The sequence below is a fragment of the Aliivibrio salmonicida LFI1238 genome, from assembly GCF_000196495.1.
GTDB classification, from domain to species: Bacteria; Pseudomonadota; Gammaproteobacteria; order Enterobacterales; family Vibrionaceae; genus Aliivibrio; species Aliivibrio salmonicida.
Genome location: NC_011313.1, coordinates 18,521 through 36,152, shown reverse-complemented (window position 1 = coordinate 36,152; position 17,632 = coordinate 18,521). Strand labels below are relative to the sequence as shown.

Annotated in this window: 11 protein-coding genes and 1 tRNA gene; 9 read left to right on the top strand and 3 right to left on the bottom strand. The window is 40.4% G+C overall.

The features are described 5' to 3' along the window. The first annotated feature begins 14 nt into the window (after positions 1–14). The 6 genes from VSAL_RS16270 (at position 15) to VSAL_RS16250 (ending at position 4,030) form a co-directional block, all read left to right on the top strand. Positions 15–959 (top strand): TerC/Alx family metal homeostasis membrane protein, encoded by a 945-nt coding sequence (locus VSAL_RS16270; protein WP_012551468.1) that lies wholly within the window; start codon positions 15–17, stop codon positions 957–959. A gap of 113 nt (positions 960–1,072) precedes the next feature. Then, positions 1,073–1,570 (top strand): ATP-dependent zinc protease family protein, encoded by a 498-nt coding sequence (locus VSAL_RS16265; RefSeq protein ID WP_012551467.1) that lies wholly within the window; start codon positions 1,073–1,075, stop codon positions 1,568–1,570. Positions 1,571–1,652: 82 nt separating this feature from the next. Then, a tRNA-Ser gene (locus VSAL_RS16260) sits at positions 1,653–1,743 on the top strand. A gap of 167 nt (positions 1,744–1,910) precedes the next feature. Next, positions 1,911–2,078: an IS66 family insertion sequence element accessory protein TnpA gene (gene tnpA / locus VSAL_RS22930; protein WP_231850883.1), complete on the top strand. Its 168-nt coding sequence runs from the start codon at positions 1,911–1,913 to the stop codon at positions 2,076–2,078. A 45-nt stretch (positions 2,079–2,123) separates the two neighbouring features. Beyond that, on the top strand, positions 2,124–2,471 hold the full coding sequence (gene tnpB, locus VSAL_RS16255) for an IS66 family insertion sequence element accessory protein TnpB (protein WP_012548924.1): 348 nt from the start codon (positions 2,124–2,126) through the stop codon (positions 2,469–2,471). 71 nt (positions 2,472–2,542) lie between these two features. Continuing rightward, positions 2,543–4,030, top strand: a complete 1,488-nt coding sequence (locus VSAL_RS16250; RefSeq protein ID WP_012549088.1) for an IS66-like element ISVsa2 family transposase — start codon at positions 2,543–2,545, stop codon at positions 4,028–4,030. 12 nt (positions 4,031–4,042) lie between these two features. On the opposite strand, the gene tnpA (VSAL_RS24130) is transcribed toward VSAL_RS16250, so the two are convergent. The 3 genes from tnpA (VSAL_RS24130) to VSAL_RS16240 form a co-directional block, all read right to left on the bottom strand. Then, positions 4,043–4,174 (bottom strand): IS66 family insertion sequence element accessory protein TnpA, encoded by a 132-nt coding sequence (gene tnpA, locus VSAL_RS24130; RefSeq protein ID WP_269447625.1) that lies wholly within the window; start codon positions 4,172–4,174, stop codon positions 4,043–4,045. 179 nt (positions 4,175–4,353) lie between these two features. After that, positions 4,354–4,989 carry a pyridoxamine 5'-phosphate oxidase gene (gene pdxH / locus VSAL_RS16245; RefSeq protein ID WP_012551466.1) on the bottom strand — a complete coding sequence of 212 codons (636 nt, stop codon included), beginning with the start codon at positions 4,987–4,989 and terminating at the stop codon, positions 4,354–4,356. Positions 4,990–5,105: 116 nt separating this feature from the next. Then, the gene (locus tag VSAL_RS16240) at positions 5,106–13,757 is read right to left on the bottom strand and encodes a cadherin domain-containing protein (RefSeq protein ID WP_044583617.1); all 8,652 of its coding nucleotides are present in this window, start codon (positions 13,755–13,757) and stop codon (positions 5,106–5,108) included. A gap of 534 nt (positions 13,758–14,291) precedes the next feature. Between VSAL_RS16240 and VSAL_RS16235 the strand changes: the two genes are divergently transcribed. The 3 genes from VSAL_RS16235 (at position 14,292) to VSAL_RS16225 (ending at position 17,545) form a co-directional block, all read left to right on the top strand. Then, on the top strand, positions 14,292–15,614 hold the full coding sequence (locus VSAL_RS16235) for a TolC family outer membrane protein (protein ID WP_012551464.1): 1,323 nt from the start codon (positions 14,292–14,294) through the stop codon (positions 15,612–15,614). A gap of 2 nt (positions 15,615–15,616) precedes the next feature. Beyond that, positions 15,617–16,222 (top strand): OmpA family protein, encoded by a 606-nt coding sequence (locus VSAL_RS16230; RefSeq protein ID WP_012551463.1) that lies wholly within the window; start codon positions 15,617–15,619, stop codon positions 16,220–16,222. Positions 16,223–16,354: 132 nt separating this feature from the next. Next, positions 16,355–17,545 carry an IS91-like element ISVsa9 family transposase gene (locus tag VSAL_RS16225; protein ID WP_012551462.1) on the top strand — a complete coding sequence of 397 codons (1,191 nt, stop codon included), beginning with the start codon at positions 16,355–16,357 and terminating at the stop codon, positions 17,543–17,545. Positions 17,546–17,632 lie beyond the last annotated feature (87 nt).

The window sequence follows — 17,632 nt, the reverse complement described above, 5'->3', positions numbered from 1 at the left end:
TTTAAGGAATTACTATGTCACCGTTAACTTGGGAACTATTTGGTTTCGTTGTTCTCGCTCTATTTGCTCTAGATCTATTTCAAACAAGAAAAAACACACCTAGCTTAAAACAAGCATTAGTATGGTCATTTTTTTGGTTTGTTCTTGCCTTTATTTTCTGTGCAATTATTTACCTATACTGGCCGTTAATGGCGCCAGAAAGTACTTATTCGCCTTCAGATGCAAGCATGGCCTTCATTACTGGTTATCTATTAGAAAAAATGCTGAGTGTCGATAATTTATTCGTCTTCGCGTTGATCTTTAGTCAGTTTATTGTGCCTGAACAAAGCCGTCCAAGGATCTTATTGTGGGGTATCATCGGTGCGCTTGTTTTACGTGGCATCATGATCTTTGTTGGCGCAGAGTTATTGACTCAATACCATTGGATCCTCTACATCTTCGCCGTATTCTTGATTATCACAGGTATTAAATTGTGGTTTACGGATACTGAAGCAGAAAGTGATTTTTCATCATCAAAATTTGTCGTTTTCTTGAAAAAACACATCCCATTTGATGATAAGTATTACGGCCATCAATTGATTGCCAAAGTAAATGGTAAAATGATAGCAACCCCACTGTTACTTGTGGTTATTGTTATTATGTTTACCGATATCATGTTTGCATTAGATTCCATTCCTGCCATCTTTGCGATTACTCAAGAACCATTCTTAGTGTTCTCAGCAAACGTATTCGCTTTACTTGGTTTGCGCTCTTTATACTTTGTATTGCAAGGCATGCTAAGCAAGTTCTGTTATTTACAACCTGCATTAGCATTCATCCTTGGTTTCATCGGGATTAAAATGTTCCTTGTTGATACGGCTTATGAAGTCCCGACTGCTTTCTCGTTATTAACGATTGTCGGTATTATCACTTTAGCGATTGTAGGCTCTATCTACAAAAATAAATCACAAGACGCATAACTAACCTTAAGCGGCCATCAACTCTGATGGCTGCTTCTTAAATCCTATTATCTCATTCCATTAAATAGAGTCTATTCTTACTATTACATTATTCTCATCTTTATAAGGTTTTCATGAAAAAATTACTGTTATCTTTCAGCTTGTTGCTTCTTTCATTTTCTAGTTTTGCTCACGAAGAATGCTCAAATAAAGAAATTGTTGGTCAAATTGAAACGATTCACATTAAAGAGCTCGACTCAAATTATAAAGCTCGGATAGATACAGGGGCTGCCACCACATCTATTCATGCAACAGACATCAAAATCCTGAATAAAGAAGGTGAAAGTAAAAACATGCGTGATCACCTCGGTGATACCATTGAATTCACAACCTACAATGAAAAAAATGAAGCATCAAAGCACACCGGTCGTATCATCCGTGTCAGTAAGATTCGTAATGCTCAAGGGGTTGAACGTCGTTATGCTGTTCGTATGCATTTAGAATTCAATGGAAAAGAAAAGAAAGTCGCGATTAATTTACGTGACCGAAGCAAACTGGATTATAAATTATTGATAGGTCGTAACTGGCTTGAAGGTGATTATTTAGTCGATGTTGAAAGAAACGTCGAATAACGTTTATTTTTTAATCACTTAAACTGAATTATAGAAAAAACGCTTTACAAGAAAATCATCTCCCCTTATTATACGCGGCATTGGAGGGATGGCTGAGTGGTCGAAAGCACCGGTCTTGAAAACCGGCAACCGTTAATAGCGGTTCTAGGGTTCAAATCCCTATCCCTCCACCACATTCTAAAGCCTTAGCAGAAATGCTAGGGCTTTTTTGTATCTATCGTATTAGAAATAACGAACCTAAGAATAAAGCAAGACAAACGTAAGCGTGCGGGGAACTACACCTAACAAATAAAATTCATTATGCGTATCTTACGATCTTTCATTTAACGAGAACGTAATTATGCAAAAAGATAAAAAGAGAACACCAGAGCAATGGCACGCTCTATTTGAATCTCAGCAATCTAGCAAGCTTAGTGCCGCTGAATTTTGTCGTAACCATAATATTCTGCCAAAGACATTTAGTGCACGTAAAGCACGATGGAAACAAAAGATTAACATTGCCAGCTAATACTGAACCTCACTGGATAGGACTCTTATTAAAAGGGTATCAATCATGAATGTATTTACTGATGTTTCCACCATTTATCTTCATCGTGATTTTGTCGATTTTCGCAAGGCCATTAATGGCCTTGTCGTGATTGTTGAGCAAGAAATGCAACTATCACCGTTTAGTGATGCTCTATTTATATTTTGCAATAAGCCTCGTGATAAACTCAAAATATTGTATTGGGATAAAACAGGATTCGCTTTATGGTACAAGCGATTAGATGAAGACCGCTTCAAATGGCCACGAAATATAAATAACGATACGTTAGCATTATCAGAGCAGCAACTGACACTGCTATTACAAGGTTTTGATATCTTAGGACATCAACCGGTACATTATCAAACAACCCTTTAAATAGTTGATTCTCAGTCAAGAATAGGAGGCAACCGATTGATTACCTGTATTATCGTTATATAGTCATCTACATGACTGATAAAATAAAACCACTTCCTGATACCATTGACGAGCTGAAAGCACTTGTGCTTCAGCTTGAAAATAAATATAACCGTCTTCTAGAGCAATTTCGGCTGGCTCAACATCAGCGCTTTGGTAAAAGCAGTGAATCTGACTCGACTCAATTTGATTTATTCAATGAAACAGAAGAAGAAATCATCATTGAAAATGATGACACACAAACGATTACCTACACTCGTCAAAAGCCAAAACGCCAACGCTTACCTGAAGACTTACCGCGTACTGTTATTATCCACGACATAAAAGATAAAACTTGTAAGTGTTGCGGTCTAGAGATGCATGCGATGGGTAAAGACATCAGTGAAAAGTTGGAATTTGTACCAGCTAAAGTGGAAGTTATTCAACATGTTCGTCCTAAATATGCTTGCCGAAATTGTGAAAAAAACAATACTTCAGTAGACATTAAACAAGCCCCAATGCCAGCGTCACCAATCCCTAAAGGGATTGCGACCGCAAGTTTACTTGCTCAAATTATTACGGCTAAATTTCAATACAGTCTTCCACTTTATCGTCAAGAAACGTTATTTCAGCAATGGGGTATCATTATTGGACGGCGAACGATGGCGGATTGGTTAATAAAATGCTCGGTACTATTTACCCCTCTTAATAACGAGTTACATCGTATTTTGCTTGAACAACCCACTCTGCATTGTGATGAAACAACGGTAAATGTGTTGGATGTTGAAAAAGCAAAATGTTATATGTGGGTCTACTGCTCTGGCTATGATTCTCCAGGCTCTGGTGTTTTGCCTGGAATTGTACTTTATGATTATCAATCTAGCAGGCATGGCTACCATCCAGTTAACTTTTTAAAAGGTTATAACGGGTATTTACATACCGATGGTTACCAAGGTTATGAACAAACTGAAGCGATGTTAGTTGGCTGTTGGGCACACGCACGTCGACGATTTATTGAGGCTCAACGTGTTCAAGTAAAAGGGAAAACAGGGAGTGCAGATTGGGTATTGAGTAAAATCCAAAAGCTATACCGGATCGAATCGTTATTAAAAGAGGCTTCCCCTGAAGCCAAGTATGTTGCTAGGCAGACAGAAGCCCGCGATTTACTTAAAGAGCTCCGTGATTGGCTTGATAGCGCAGTTAGTCGAGTATCACCTAAAACAAAATTAGGTGAGGCGATTAGCTATACATTAAATCAATGGGATAAATTAGTTCGTTATATTGATGATGGATTGTTATCTATTGATAACAATCGAGCAGAGCGAGCGGTTAAACCGTTTGTTATCGGCCGGAAAAACTGGTTATTTTCGGGTTCAACGGCTGGTGCAGATTCAAGTGCAATGCTTTACAGCATTGTAGAAACAGCAAAGGCAAACGGATTAATCCCTTACGATTATATTAGGTATTGTCTAGATCGTTTATGTGTTGGATCGCCAGATATCGATTCACTTTTACCTTGGAATGTAAAAGACAAGGTGTAGTTCCCCGCACGCTTACCGTGCACTAAATGTCTTTGGCAGAATATTATGGTTACGACAAAATTCAGCGGCACTAAGCTTGCTAGATTGCTGAGATTCAAATAGAGCGTGCCATTGCTCTGGTGTTCTCTTTTTATCTTTTTGCATAATTACGTTCTCGTTAAATGAAAGATCGTAAGATACGCATAATGAATTTTATTTGTTAGGTGTAGTTCCCCGCACGCTTACCTTTATTCTGATGTCTACCGACACAAAAAATGCAGAAGATCGTATGATCCTCTGCATTTGTTGTTAATTACGTAAATCTATATCACATTGAGTCAAGATCATGGCGCTAATCGATCGATCACCCACTTATCTTGATCTTTGCTGTATAGAAAGCGGTCATGCAGACGGCTATCACCGCCTTGCCAAAATTCAATAGAATCAATCTTGACTCTAAACCCGCCCCAGAATTTAGGTACAGGGATCTCACCTTTCGAAAATTGTTGCTTCAGTTCTAGATATTTTCCTTCTAGCGCCGCTCTCGCGGTCAAGCGACTGCTTTGCTTACTTGCCCACGCCGCAATCTGACTTTCTTTCGGTCTTGACGTGAAATACTTCATGTTTTCTAGCGCCGTCAGTTTTTCAGCCGTACCTGTAATATGCACTTGGCGCTCAAGAGGATGCCAAGGAAAATGCAATGAAATTTTGCTGTTATCTTCGAGGTGTTGTGCTTTTCGAGAAGCAAGATTGGTATAAAAAACGAATCCAGTGCTATCAAAATGCTTTAGTAAAACAATACGCTGAAATGGTTGCCCCTTCTTATCAACGGTTGCCACTGTCATAGCAGTTGGATCCGTCAGTTTTGCTTCTACCGCTTGTTTTAACCATAGTTCAAACAACTCAATAGGCGCTTGTGGTAAGTCAGCTCTACGCAAACCACCAAGACTATAATCACGACGAATATCTTCTAATTCCATTGATGTTTATCTCCAACTGCTTTTTTTAAAATTGTGCTCTTTTGAAATCACTTAAACAAGAGGCAAGAACAAAAAAGGACCATAATTGGTCCTTAATTTATCAGATATAAGATGACTTAAGGCACATCATCTAGCTTAAACAATTGATCATGAAGCAATTTGGTCAGTATTTCAGATTGATTTGAGAAATTCGCATCCTCTAGTCCAAATGAATTTACGCCCCCTTCAACAATAATCGTATGATCATTTCCAATGTCATCTTTAATCGCTAAGGCGAGGTCATCACCGTCTTCCGATATCGTAATATGGGCGAGTAAATCAGTGAGATCATTTTGATGAACATCATCGCTCAAGAGCTCTGTAAGATCGATTAAATCTTCGCCTTTAGAAAAATCTTTAATCGTATCTGTACCACTGGAAACACCTTGATCTATCCATTTGAAAATGTCTTCACCGGCACCACCAGTTAGAATATCATCGCCTAAACCACCAATAAGAACATCATCGCCTTCATGGCCAAGAATAATATCATCATTCTCAGTTCCAACAATAACATCATCCCCTGTTGACCCATTAAAGCTTGACGTTACAACGGCGTTAACTTCGCCATTAGGACTCACATTTAAGGTCACCAATTGTTCACTTTCCGCTCCGGCATCATCTTCTACTGTATAGAGAATCTCAAAACCAATCGATTTTCCTGTTTCTATTTCAGGAGCTGATGCTGATGGTTGAAAGTAATAAGAGCCATCTTGTGCAATACGTAAGTCACCATACTCGGTATCAATAACTAATTGATTGTTATCTTCACTCGCAATCAAGTGGCTATTAGACACGTTTCCGTTTTGATCAATCTGCTGCAAGATGTCTATTTTATCGACATCAATAACGACGGCGGCGGCATCTAATCCAATAATTGCCGTTAGAAGAGTGCCTACCTGACCAATTGTAGGGCGCAGTCTTGGCAGCTCTGTAATTAACTGCCCATCCGTAAGGTAAATCACTTTACTTGAGATATTGCTCAACCCATTTAAGGTGGTATTTGGATCTCTCACAATACCAATAGCAGTAACGTCTTTCCCTATAATGAACTCTTCCCACTCATCTTTAGGCCCACTATTACCCCCGTGCCAACCACCGTTATTATCTCCATCACTAAGGAAGTAAACGACATCGTTCGTTTCTCCGGTAATATTGGTAATTTGAGTGTCTTGATAACCAGACATTACAGCGTAGATACCTTCCTCGTAATCAGTGCCGCCTTTAGGATAAAAATGCTCATCCTTATCTTTTTCGGCAATATCAACAAGTGCTGCATTTAATGCATCAATTGCACTTTGAACGGTGAACCAGCCAAGCGACTCTACGTCTTTATCCTGACTACTGTGTTTTTGATCATCAAAATCAACTAATTGAACTTTAACCTCTTCAGAACCTTCTTGAACCTTCACATTATCAAGCATGGCAATAGATGCTTCTAAAACTAGCTCCATCCTTGTTTTATCTTGATCTGGATTTGAGTTATCAGATTTAAACGGTTTATGATCCATACTGCCCGATGAATCAAGAACTAAAGAAATCAATGTTGTCGGCGTTTCCCCACCTTGATCTGCATATATATCTTGGCTAGGTGACGCATTAACAGTGGTTGTCGCTTCTGAATTATTTGAAGATTCTTTTGCAACCGCTGAAACATCAATATCAAGAGTTTCTGTCGATGGATAACGCACGACTAAATTATCGTAATTAATCGTTTGAGTGCTTTGCCCTGTAATATCAATTACCCAAACCTGCTCACCATTAATTGTTTTAAATTCACCTAAAGGTTCATTTGAGTTCTTATCAATAATTTGAGCACCATCAGGTAGCCCTGAAATCTTAATTTCATCTAAATATTCACTGCCATCTATGTCTGTCACCGAAGCCGATAAATCAAGTGACGTTTCAGTTTCTTGAATTATGATATAGCTACCATCAGGATTTAACTCAACAATCGCATCAGCGAAAACTAAACGTTCAATTTGATACAGTTGGTCTCCATTATCTTCTGGCGCGGTATGATCGTATCCCGTGTCTCTACCTAATGTATCAGTGATAACCCAATGATCAACGCCTCCACCATGGGCCCCTCCTTGATTTGTAATTAGATACTCATCAATGTTTCCACTGTATATAACGGCATCAATGCCAAAATCAAGAGGTCCTGTTCCACCATATATTGAGTCATTATAAACTCCCCCGACAAAAACATCATTTCCGGTCCCCTGAACAGAATCACCAACTAAATTATTAACACCACCAGATCCAATAATTAGATTATTACCATCATCACCAACCACAATTTGACCGTTATAAATTACATTTCCGATATCAGGAAGTGTCCCACCATTGGCAAAGAAGTCTTTAATAGACTCGATATTACTAGTATCAAAACCAGGGCCACTTATTGTTGATTCACCGAACACGACAGATAAAATTGGCTCGTCAGCAACCGCATTAACAATTAATTTCGCTGTTCCTGTCGATTCTTCGTACCCATCAGTTACCGTAACTTGAAATTCAACAGGGGCATTGCTATCAAAGTGCTTATTCTCAGCAGGCGTAAATGTAGCGCCGACGACTTCGTCACCATCAAAGAGTAGTTCTAATGACCCAGAAGCGGGATCCACCGTAATATTGAGTAAAGTAACATCGTCACCGTCACTGTCTGATATCAATAAATCATTCAAATTTAGTTGTATCACGGTATCTTCCGTTCCTTCACTTCTAAAGAAGATATCATCGACAACTGGTGCGTTATTCATTGCACGATCTGTACTCTCTGTCGATACGGTAATAACTCCAGAATCGATGCCTTTATCACTGTCTGTCACTTCATAAGGAATAGATTCACTCACCATAGCATCAACAACTTCAACACCTTGCAATGTCACATTCGAATTTGACGCAGTGGAACCCTCTCCATGAACGGTATAAACCCGAATTTGGTCAAAGCCGCTATCAAGCTGGAGATTAGCGGTAAACTCACCGCTACCATCATAAACATTATGAGTTTCATCATCGAAGATATAAGGGCTTTCTCCAACAAGAACCCCATCTTTAAATAATAAGATATGAATTTCAGCATTCGCATTACTATTTTCTGAATAATTACCAAAGACACTACCAAAATCAATATTAACTTCTCTAATATCAACATCGGTTGTATTGGCATTACCAACATCAGTGAAATCCACTTCAATATAGTCTTTTGAATTTACATCTATTTCACTATTGCCAACACCAAGCCCTGTCTCGTTTGTTGCTGAATCGTAGTAAAGTTCATCCGCTGTTAATGTACTTGTAGTATCCGGTCTTGTTCCAGAATAAGTACCACCAGAAACAATAACACCGCTAGCTAGCGTGAAAGATGTCACCGTCCCATTATTATAATTAGGTGCAAAATCATCCGTTGCATTAAAACTCAAATCATCATTAATCGTACTATTCAAAACATATTCAATTTGGGAATCTTCAGTTAACACCGTAGATTCTGTAATTTCAGTTCGAGTATTTCCATCAACAAGGTAAAGCGAGCCTAATTCCGGAAGATCCATGATCTCAATAGTTGTCGCTTTCCCATCATTTTGATTAACGTCATCTTCAGTGTCACTGACATGCGGTTCAAAACTAAATTGAATGCTTGAATCATTGATTAGATTAAGTTCAAAATCTGTCGCGATAGGATCAATATTTATATCAAGTGCGTCAGTATCTTTGAACTCACTGCCTTGTGGTTGATTTGGATACACAATTTCAGCCGAAACATCCAATGAACCATCAGTAACATCAACAATATTGAGATCTCGATTTATAACACCAGAATCAAGATGTGATTGATCTAACGTTATCGTTTCAATTAAATTACCTTCGACAATAATAGATAATATTGCGCCAATGACAGCACCTGCGGGTAGTTTTATTTCATAGGTAATTTGTTCACGATCACTATTAATAATGTCATCTTCATCTCGAGCAATTGTCACTTCAGGAGAGAACAATTCATCAGCCGATTTATTACCATCTGTGAATTCAAACTCTTCAAATTCAATGAATGTATTTACGTCCCCATTCATTTCCGTAATCGTGATTGAACCATCATCATTTAACATAATATTGGCGGTAGCAAGAGCGAAATTAAGTATCGCGGTATCTGTTCCCGCCCCACCATCAGAAACCAAGTAGTCATTATTGTCATCACTACCAACGGTAAGATAATCATCACCAGAGCCTAGCAATACATAATCATCTGAACTTTCAGTAATAGGAGTAACTAAATCGCCATGATAATAATGTACCACCTCTGACGGGTCACTTATGTTGCCAGCTGCGTCCATTTGTTTCACTGTGAATATTTCATTTTCGTTATGATCGATACCCGAAACATTCGATATATCAAAACTCCAACTGCCATCATTAGATACCAATATTTGAGTTGTATTTAATTGAACCCCACTGTCATCAAATAACATAATACTCGCACCGGGTTCTCCTGTACCATTCATCGTTACTTTAGAATAATCACTAGCGATGGAATCATCCGTTATGTTCGTGATAATTGGTGCATCAGGGGCAATTTCATCAAAATCAGACACATTAATGGTAAAAGTTTCAGTGCTCATTGACCCATCGGTTGATATGGCAATTATCTCGATTTGATGTTGTTCTTCGGTTTCAAAATCCAGATTACCAATGACTGTCACCACACCCGTGGTGGCATCAATAGCAAATAGACCGGCCGCAATGTCTGCCGGAGATAAACTGTAGCTCACTGCATCGCCGTCGGGATCTGTTGCCAAACCAATAATATTTACCACATCGCCTATTGCTGCATTTTCTGAAATTGTATTATCTGATGCATTTGAATCGGTTACCGGACCCACCGGATTATCCGTATCGCCGCCACCCGGCAACGTACCATCCGCATCCGTCACGTTTATCGTAAATGAATCGGTACTGGTTGAGCCATCGGTAGAAGTAGCAATAATCTCAATCGAGTGAGTCTCATTAAGCTCATGATCCAGATTACCAATCACCGTCACCACGCCCGTGGTGGCGTCAATCGCAAATAAATCGGCCGCAATGTCCGCCGGAGATAAGGTGTAGCTCACCGCATCTCCATCCGGATCCGTCGCCAAACCGGTGATGTTAACCACATCCCCTATTGCTGCATTTTCTGAAATCGTATTATCTGATGCATTTGAATCGGTTACCGGACCCACCGGATTATCCGTATCGCCGCCGCCCGGCAGCGTACCCTCTGCATCCGTCACGTTTATCGTAAATGAATCGGTACTGGTTGAGCCATCGGTTGAGGTCGCAATGATATCAATCGAGTGAGACGGCGTCGTGTCATGATCCAAATTGCCAATCACCGTCACCACGCCCGTGGTGGCATCGATAGCAAATAAGCCTGCATCAATATCATCTTGAGATAGGGTGTAAGTCACCACATCCCCATCCGGATCCGTTGCTAAACCGGTGATGTTAACCACATCTCCTATTGCCGCATTCTCTGAAATTGTATTATCTGACGCATTTGAATCGGTTACCGGACCCACCGGATTATCCGTATCGCCGCCACCCGGTTGCGTACCATCCGCATCCGTCACGTTTATCGTAAATGAACCGGTACTGGTTGATCCATCGGTGGAGGTCGCAATAATATCAATTGAGTGAGACGGCGCCGTGTCATGATCTAAATTGCCAATCACCGTCACCACGCCCGTGGTGGCATCGATAGCAAATAAGCCTGCATCAATATCATCTTGAGATAGGGTGTACGTCACCGTATCTCCATCGGGATCCGTCGCCAAACCGGTGATGTTAACCACATCCCCTATTGCCGCATTCTCTGAAATTGTATTATCTGACGCATTTGAATCGGTAACCGGACCCACCGGATTATCCGTATCGCCGCCACCCGGTTGCGTACCATCCGCATCCGTCACGTTTATCGTAAATGAACCGGTACTGGTTGAGCCATCGGTGGAGGTCGCAATAATATCAATTGAGTGAGACGGCGCCGTGTCATGATCTAAATTGCCAATCACCGTCACCACACCCGTGGTGGCGTCAATCGCAAATAGACCGGCCGCAATGTCCGCCGCAGATAAACTGTAGCTCACCGCATCTCCATCCGGATCCGTTGCCAAACCGGTGATGTTAACCACATCCCCTATCTCGGCATTTTCTGAAATCGTATTATCTGATGCATTTGAATCGGTAACCGGACCCACCGGATTATCCGTATCGCCGCCACCCGGCAACGTACCATCCGCATCCGTTACCGTGATGTCAAAACTGCCCGTATTGGTTGAACCATCGGTGGAGGTAGCAATAATCTCAATCGAGTGAGTATCATTAAGCTCATGATCCAGATTACCAATCACTGTCACCACACCCGTAGTCGCATCAATCGCAAATAAACCGGCCGCAATGTCCGCCGCAGATAAACTGTAGCTCACTGCATCGCCATCGGGATCTGTTGCCAAACCAATAATATTTACCACATCCCCTATTGCTGCATTTTCTGAAATCGTATTATCTGAATCATTTGAATCGGTTACCGGACCCACCGGATTATCCGTATCACCGCCACCCGGCAGCGTACCATCCGCATCCGTCACGTTTATCGTAAATGAATCGGTACTGGTTGAGCCATCGGTAGAAGTAGCAATAATCTCAATAGAGTGAGACGGCGCCGTCTCATGATCCAAATTGCCAATCACCGTCACCACGCCCGTGGTGGCGTCAATCGCAAATAAACCCGCATCAATATCATCTTGAGATAGGGTGTAAGTCACCGTATCTCCATCGGGATCCGTCGCCAAACCGGTGATGTTAACCACATCGCCTATTGCCGCATTTTCTGAAATCGTATTATCTGATGCATTTGAATCGGTAACCGGACCCACCGGATTATCCGTATCACCGCCACCCGGCAGCGTACCATCCGCATCCGTCACGTTTATCGTAAATGAATCGGTACTGGTTGAGCCATCGGTAGAAGTAGCAATAATCTCAATCGAGTGAGTCTCATTAAGCTCATGATCCAGATTACCAATCACTGTCACCACACCCGTGGTGGCGTCAATCGCAAATAAACCCGCATCAATATCATCTTGAGACAGGGTGTAAGTCACCGTATCTCCATCGGGATCCGTCGCCAAACCGGTGATGTTAACCACATCGCCTATTGCCGCATTTTCTGAAATCGTATTATCTGATGCATTTGAATCGGTAACCGGACCCACCGGATTATCCGTATCACCGCCACCCGGCAGCGTACCATCCGCATCCGTCACGTTTATCGTAAATGAATCGGTACTGGTTGAGCCATCGGTAGAAGTAGCAATAATCTCAATAGAGTGAGTCTCATTAAGCTCATGATCCAGATTACCAATCACCGTCACCACGCCCGTGGTGGCATCGATAGCAAATAAGCCTGCATCAATATCATCTTGAGATAGGGTGTAAGTCACCATATCCCCATCCGGATCCGTTGCTAAACCGGTGATGTTAACCACATCCCCTATCGCTGCATTTTCTGAAATCGTATTATCTGATGCATTTGAATCGGTAACCGGACCCACCGGATTATCCGTATCGCCGCCCCCCGGCAACGTACCATCCGCATCCGTCACGTTTATCGTAAATGAATCGGTACTGGTTGAGCCATCGGTAGAAGTAGCAATAATCTCAATCGAGTGAGTATCATTAAGCTCATGATCCAGATTACCAATCACTGTCACCACACCCGTAGTCGCATCAATCGCAAATAAACCGGCCGCAATGTCCGCCGCAGATAAGGTGTAGCTCACCGCATCTCCATCCGGATCCGTTGCCAAACCGGAGATGTTAACCACATCCCCTATTGCTGCATTTTCTGAAATCGTATTATCTGATGCATTTGAATCGGTTACCGGACCCACCGGATTATCCGTATCGCCGCCGCCCGCCAGCGTACCATCCGCATCCGTTACCGTGATGTCAAAACTGCCCGTGCTGGTTGAGCCATCGGTGGAAGTCGCAATAATATCAATCGAGTGAGACGGTGCCGTGTCATGATCCAGATTACCAATCACTGTCACCACACCCGTGGTGGCGTCAATCGCAAATAAACCCGCATCAATATCATCTTGAGACAGGGTGTAGCTCACCACATCTCCATCCGGATCCGTAGCTAAACCGGTGATGTTAACCACATCCCCTATTGCCGCATTTTCTGAAATCGTATTATCTGAAAGGTTTGAATCAACAACAAAACCAACTTTTTGGTTAATTATATTCCCAATATTTATTGGATTATCAAAACTTCCGGTCTCTTTGTAGAACTTATATTGATCTAACAATGTTAAGCTTTGGGTTTTAGATAAACCTAAAGCTTCTAAAGATGACGTATCAAAATCGGTTTCAGCAATCGTGCTTTTTCCTACCCGTTCAATTTCAGTAGAAGTCGTTAAACTTGAACCACTTTCTTCACCTGCAGCAGGAGAATCAGAAACTAAACTAGGGTCTTTACCATCAACAATAGCATCCAAGATATCTTTAATTTCATTATTATTATCTTTTGGTAAATCATCACGATTGACAAATACCTCGCCAGAATCCTTTTCAAGAACGACGTCACCAGGTAAAACTGTTTCACCAGAAGTCATTAACTTCAGGTTACCGTTTTTATCAATCACAATAATTTGTTTGTCATTTGTTGATGTTTTAATCGCCATAACGTTATTTCCCAAATCCATTTATTCACAACACATACAATTAACCAATAAATACGCCGCACTTATATACATAATTTAGCATACAGTTAACATTGTGACCACATTCATAAAGCGCGTAAAATAAACAAAAAAGGCGAATCTAATTTGTCTAAATAATATTATTTCCCTATTATTTTAAGTGAGTCACAAAATGTGAGGTTAATTCCAATTAGTAATTTATAAAAATAGTTCTAAAAAATATTTGCCACTATATTCTCGAATTCAAGACTTATTTTTACTATGTTTTTATTGTCATTTTCAAAACGGCATCAAGTTATTCGTTTTTTGTTTGTGAGAGACTATTTATCGATTGATTTTCAATAGGTTAATTTTTGCTTTTTTATAAGAGATAACGTAGCATTTCAGTCATATATAAAAAACGAAATAGACACATACCATTTACCTATGTGTATCACTATTAAGTTAACTAGAATTTATTAAAAATATCGTGCTCATTAAAGTTGTTCAAAAGATACGATAATTAGGAGAAACACTTTGAAATGGATCAAACTTGCGACGTGCAGTAGCTTGCTAGTTTTGAGCGTATCAACTCAGGCCCAGACCTTAGAGCAAGCAATATCACAAACTCTAACGACAAACCCTGAGGTTAAGAAAGCATATAACGCTTATATGAGTTACGTTGAAGACAGCAATAGTGTTTCTGGTAATTACTTACCTTCTATTGACTTAGATGCGGGGATTGGACTTGAAAACATTAATCCTGCACCTAATAATGGTGATGACACAAGCTTAACGAGAAAAGATGCAACATTGTCTTTAACTCAGCTAATTTGGGATGGTTCAAGTACGATTAATGATATGGATCGTACCCAAGCTGAAGCCGAATCGGCTCGGTTACAACTCATCTCTCTTGGTGAAAATAAAGCATTAGATGTATCCCAAGTCTACCTAGATGCGGTTAAAGCAACCGAAATCCTCGCTCTTTCTGAAAGCAACTTAGCAATTCATAAAAAAATATATAAAGACATAAAGAAAAGAGCAGAATCAGGAATAGGTTCAACAGCCGATGTATCTCAAGTAGAAGCTCGTATTGCACGTGCCCACGGTAATTTACTTGCAGCACAAAATAATTTATTTGATACGCATACCGTCTTTACTCAAATAGTCGGCTCTCCACCTCAAGCACTCATATATCCTAGAGCTGATGCAAATACGCTGCCTTTAAGCCTACAAGAAGGCGTAGAGCGAGCTTACGAACACCATCCAGTCATCCTTATTGCACAGTCCGACATTCAAGCTGCAAAATATCAATACGCACAATCTAAAGGCACCAATTACCCGACGCTCTCTTTTGAAGCAGCTCAAACTTGGCGTGATGATGCTGGTGGTATAGAAGGAAGCAGTGACGAATTTTCAGCAATGGTTCGCATGCGTTACAACTTATATAACGGCGGAAGTGATAATGCACAATCAGAAAAAAGTGCTTATCAATTAAATATGGCAAAAGATCTGCGAGATAGTGCTTATCGAAACGTTGAAGAAGGATTTCGTCTATCATGGAGTGCGCTAGATTTAACATTACAACAGAAAGAATTCTTAGCCGATCATGTTGATGCAGCCTCCGATACAGTTATTGCTTATGAAAAACAATATCGTATTGGGAAGCGAACTCTTTTGGATCTATTAAACACAGAAAACGAATTATTTGAAGCCAGAAAATCTTACCTAGATGCCCATTACGCTGAACAGTTTGCAAAATTTAGAGTATTGCATGCAACAGGTACATTGATTCCATCATTACTTATTGATACCCCTAAAGAATGGAATTCACAAAAATCTAAAGAAGAGGAGAAATAAGAATGAAAAAATTAATTTACCCAACCCTTATTACGAGTCTTTTTTTGACGGCATGTGTCTCTGGCGACAAGGATTATATTGAAACACCCGCTCCCTCTCAGATCGCAGACCTACGAGATAATGATAACGATGGCGTTATTAACGCTCGAGATATCTGCCCAGGAACACCAAGAGGCGCTCAAATTGATAATGATGGTTGTGCCGAATACGTAGAGCAATCAGATAAAAAAGATTTAAAGATTCTTTTTGCTAACAATTCATCAGAAATATCACCTATTTTCAAAAGTGAAATAAGAACAATGGCTGAATTTCTGGCTGAATATCCAGAAACTTCAATTCAACTTCAAGGTTTTGCAAGTCAACAAGGTAATGCAGAATACAACATTCGCTTATCTGAACTTAGAGCATCTGCAGTACGTGTTGCTTTGATTAATTATGGTGTTAATCCGGACAAAATTGAAACGATAGGTTTTGGTGATACCTTATTAACAGCTAAAGGGGATTCAGCAGTTAGTCACGCTTTAAATCGTCGAGTGGTTGCAACGGTTGTTGGTTTCAAAGGTGATGTAGTCGACGAATGGAATATATTTACACGTAAAAAGAAATAACAATTTCACAATGAATAAAAAATGGGCGATAAACGCCCATTTTTTTATAGCGAGAACAATAGGCGCCTACGGCGCAAATCAAAAGGACTCAACCTCTTCCATTGTTGCCAATAAATCGTTTATCCTATCGCCATGCACGCATATAAACCCCTGAAACAATTATTTAATAGTCAAAATAACGGGCTTAAATTTCTTCATAATAACAAAGCTAACCTAAGAGCGGTCGTGATTGAAAATGTCACAAAGATGCTGTCCTGTGGGACAGCGGCTTTTGGCTCTCGCGAATATCATTGTTGCAACCCTGACTGTACCCATATCAAATATATTCACCAAACCTGTAAATCTCGAGCGTGCAGTAGCTGTGGCATGAAAGCCACAGAGCGATGGATACAAAAGCAACAACATGTCTTCCCTGAATGCGAATATCAACACATCACCTTTACCCTTCCAAACACGCTATGGCCTATCTTTCGTCATAACCGTTTGTTAAATAAATTATTCAAATGTGCTGCAAACATTCTGCTGGGATGGGCAAAAGATAAAGGAATAGATGTCGGTATCTTTTGTGCTCTTCATACTTACGGTCGAAAACTGAATTGGAATACGCACTTACATTTATCGGTCACTCGTGGGGGAATTTGTGAACGTACCGGTTTATGGAAACCCATTTACTTCCAAATGAAAACGACAGAGCCTTGTTGGAGAGCGGCTATCGTCAGTTTATTGGGTAAGGCTTATTATGAGCTTGATTTATCAAGCGAAGAATGCCCCTATATCCGTAATAAAACGGATTGGTCACGCTTTTTAAGCAGTCAATATAATCGTCGTTGGAAGCTTCATTTTGCTAAAAAGACAAATAATGTAAAACCGACGATGAACTATCTTGGTCGGTATTTAAAACGGCCCCCGATTTCAGCGTCACGTTTAAGTCATTACGCCAAAGGCGGAATGATAACGTTTAATTATTTAGACCATCGAACAGGAACAACAGACAGCCTAACATTATCACCAGAAGAGATGATAAGACGGATAGTAGAGCACTATCCTGATAAACATTTCAAGATGATCCGATACTACGGTTTTTTATCAATGCGTCGTCGTGGAGAAGCTCTGCCTAGAGTTTATGCAGCTTTAGGTATGACAATAGAAGCTGAGCCGAAAATGCCAGGGTATGCCGCAATGTTAAAAGGATATGTAAAAGTAGATCCGTACGAATGTATTTTATGTGAAAGTCGTCTGGTGTTTACGAATTTCCGAGTCGGAAATTCGGTCAATGATTTAGTCACCCATGCGATAGTTCAGTCAGAATTGAGGGCAGCATAATAAGGTTTGTAGGATAAGTGTATCTAAAACTCATGAAATAGGGCTAAAACAGTTATAAAATCCCCGATAATTATATTTTCGATACCT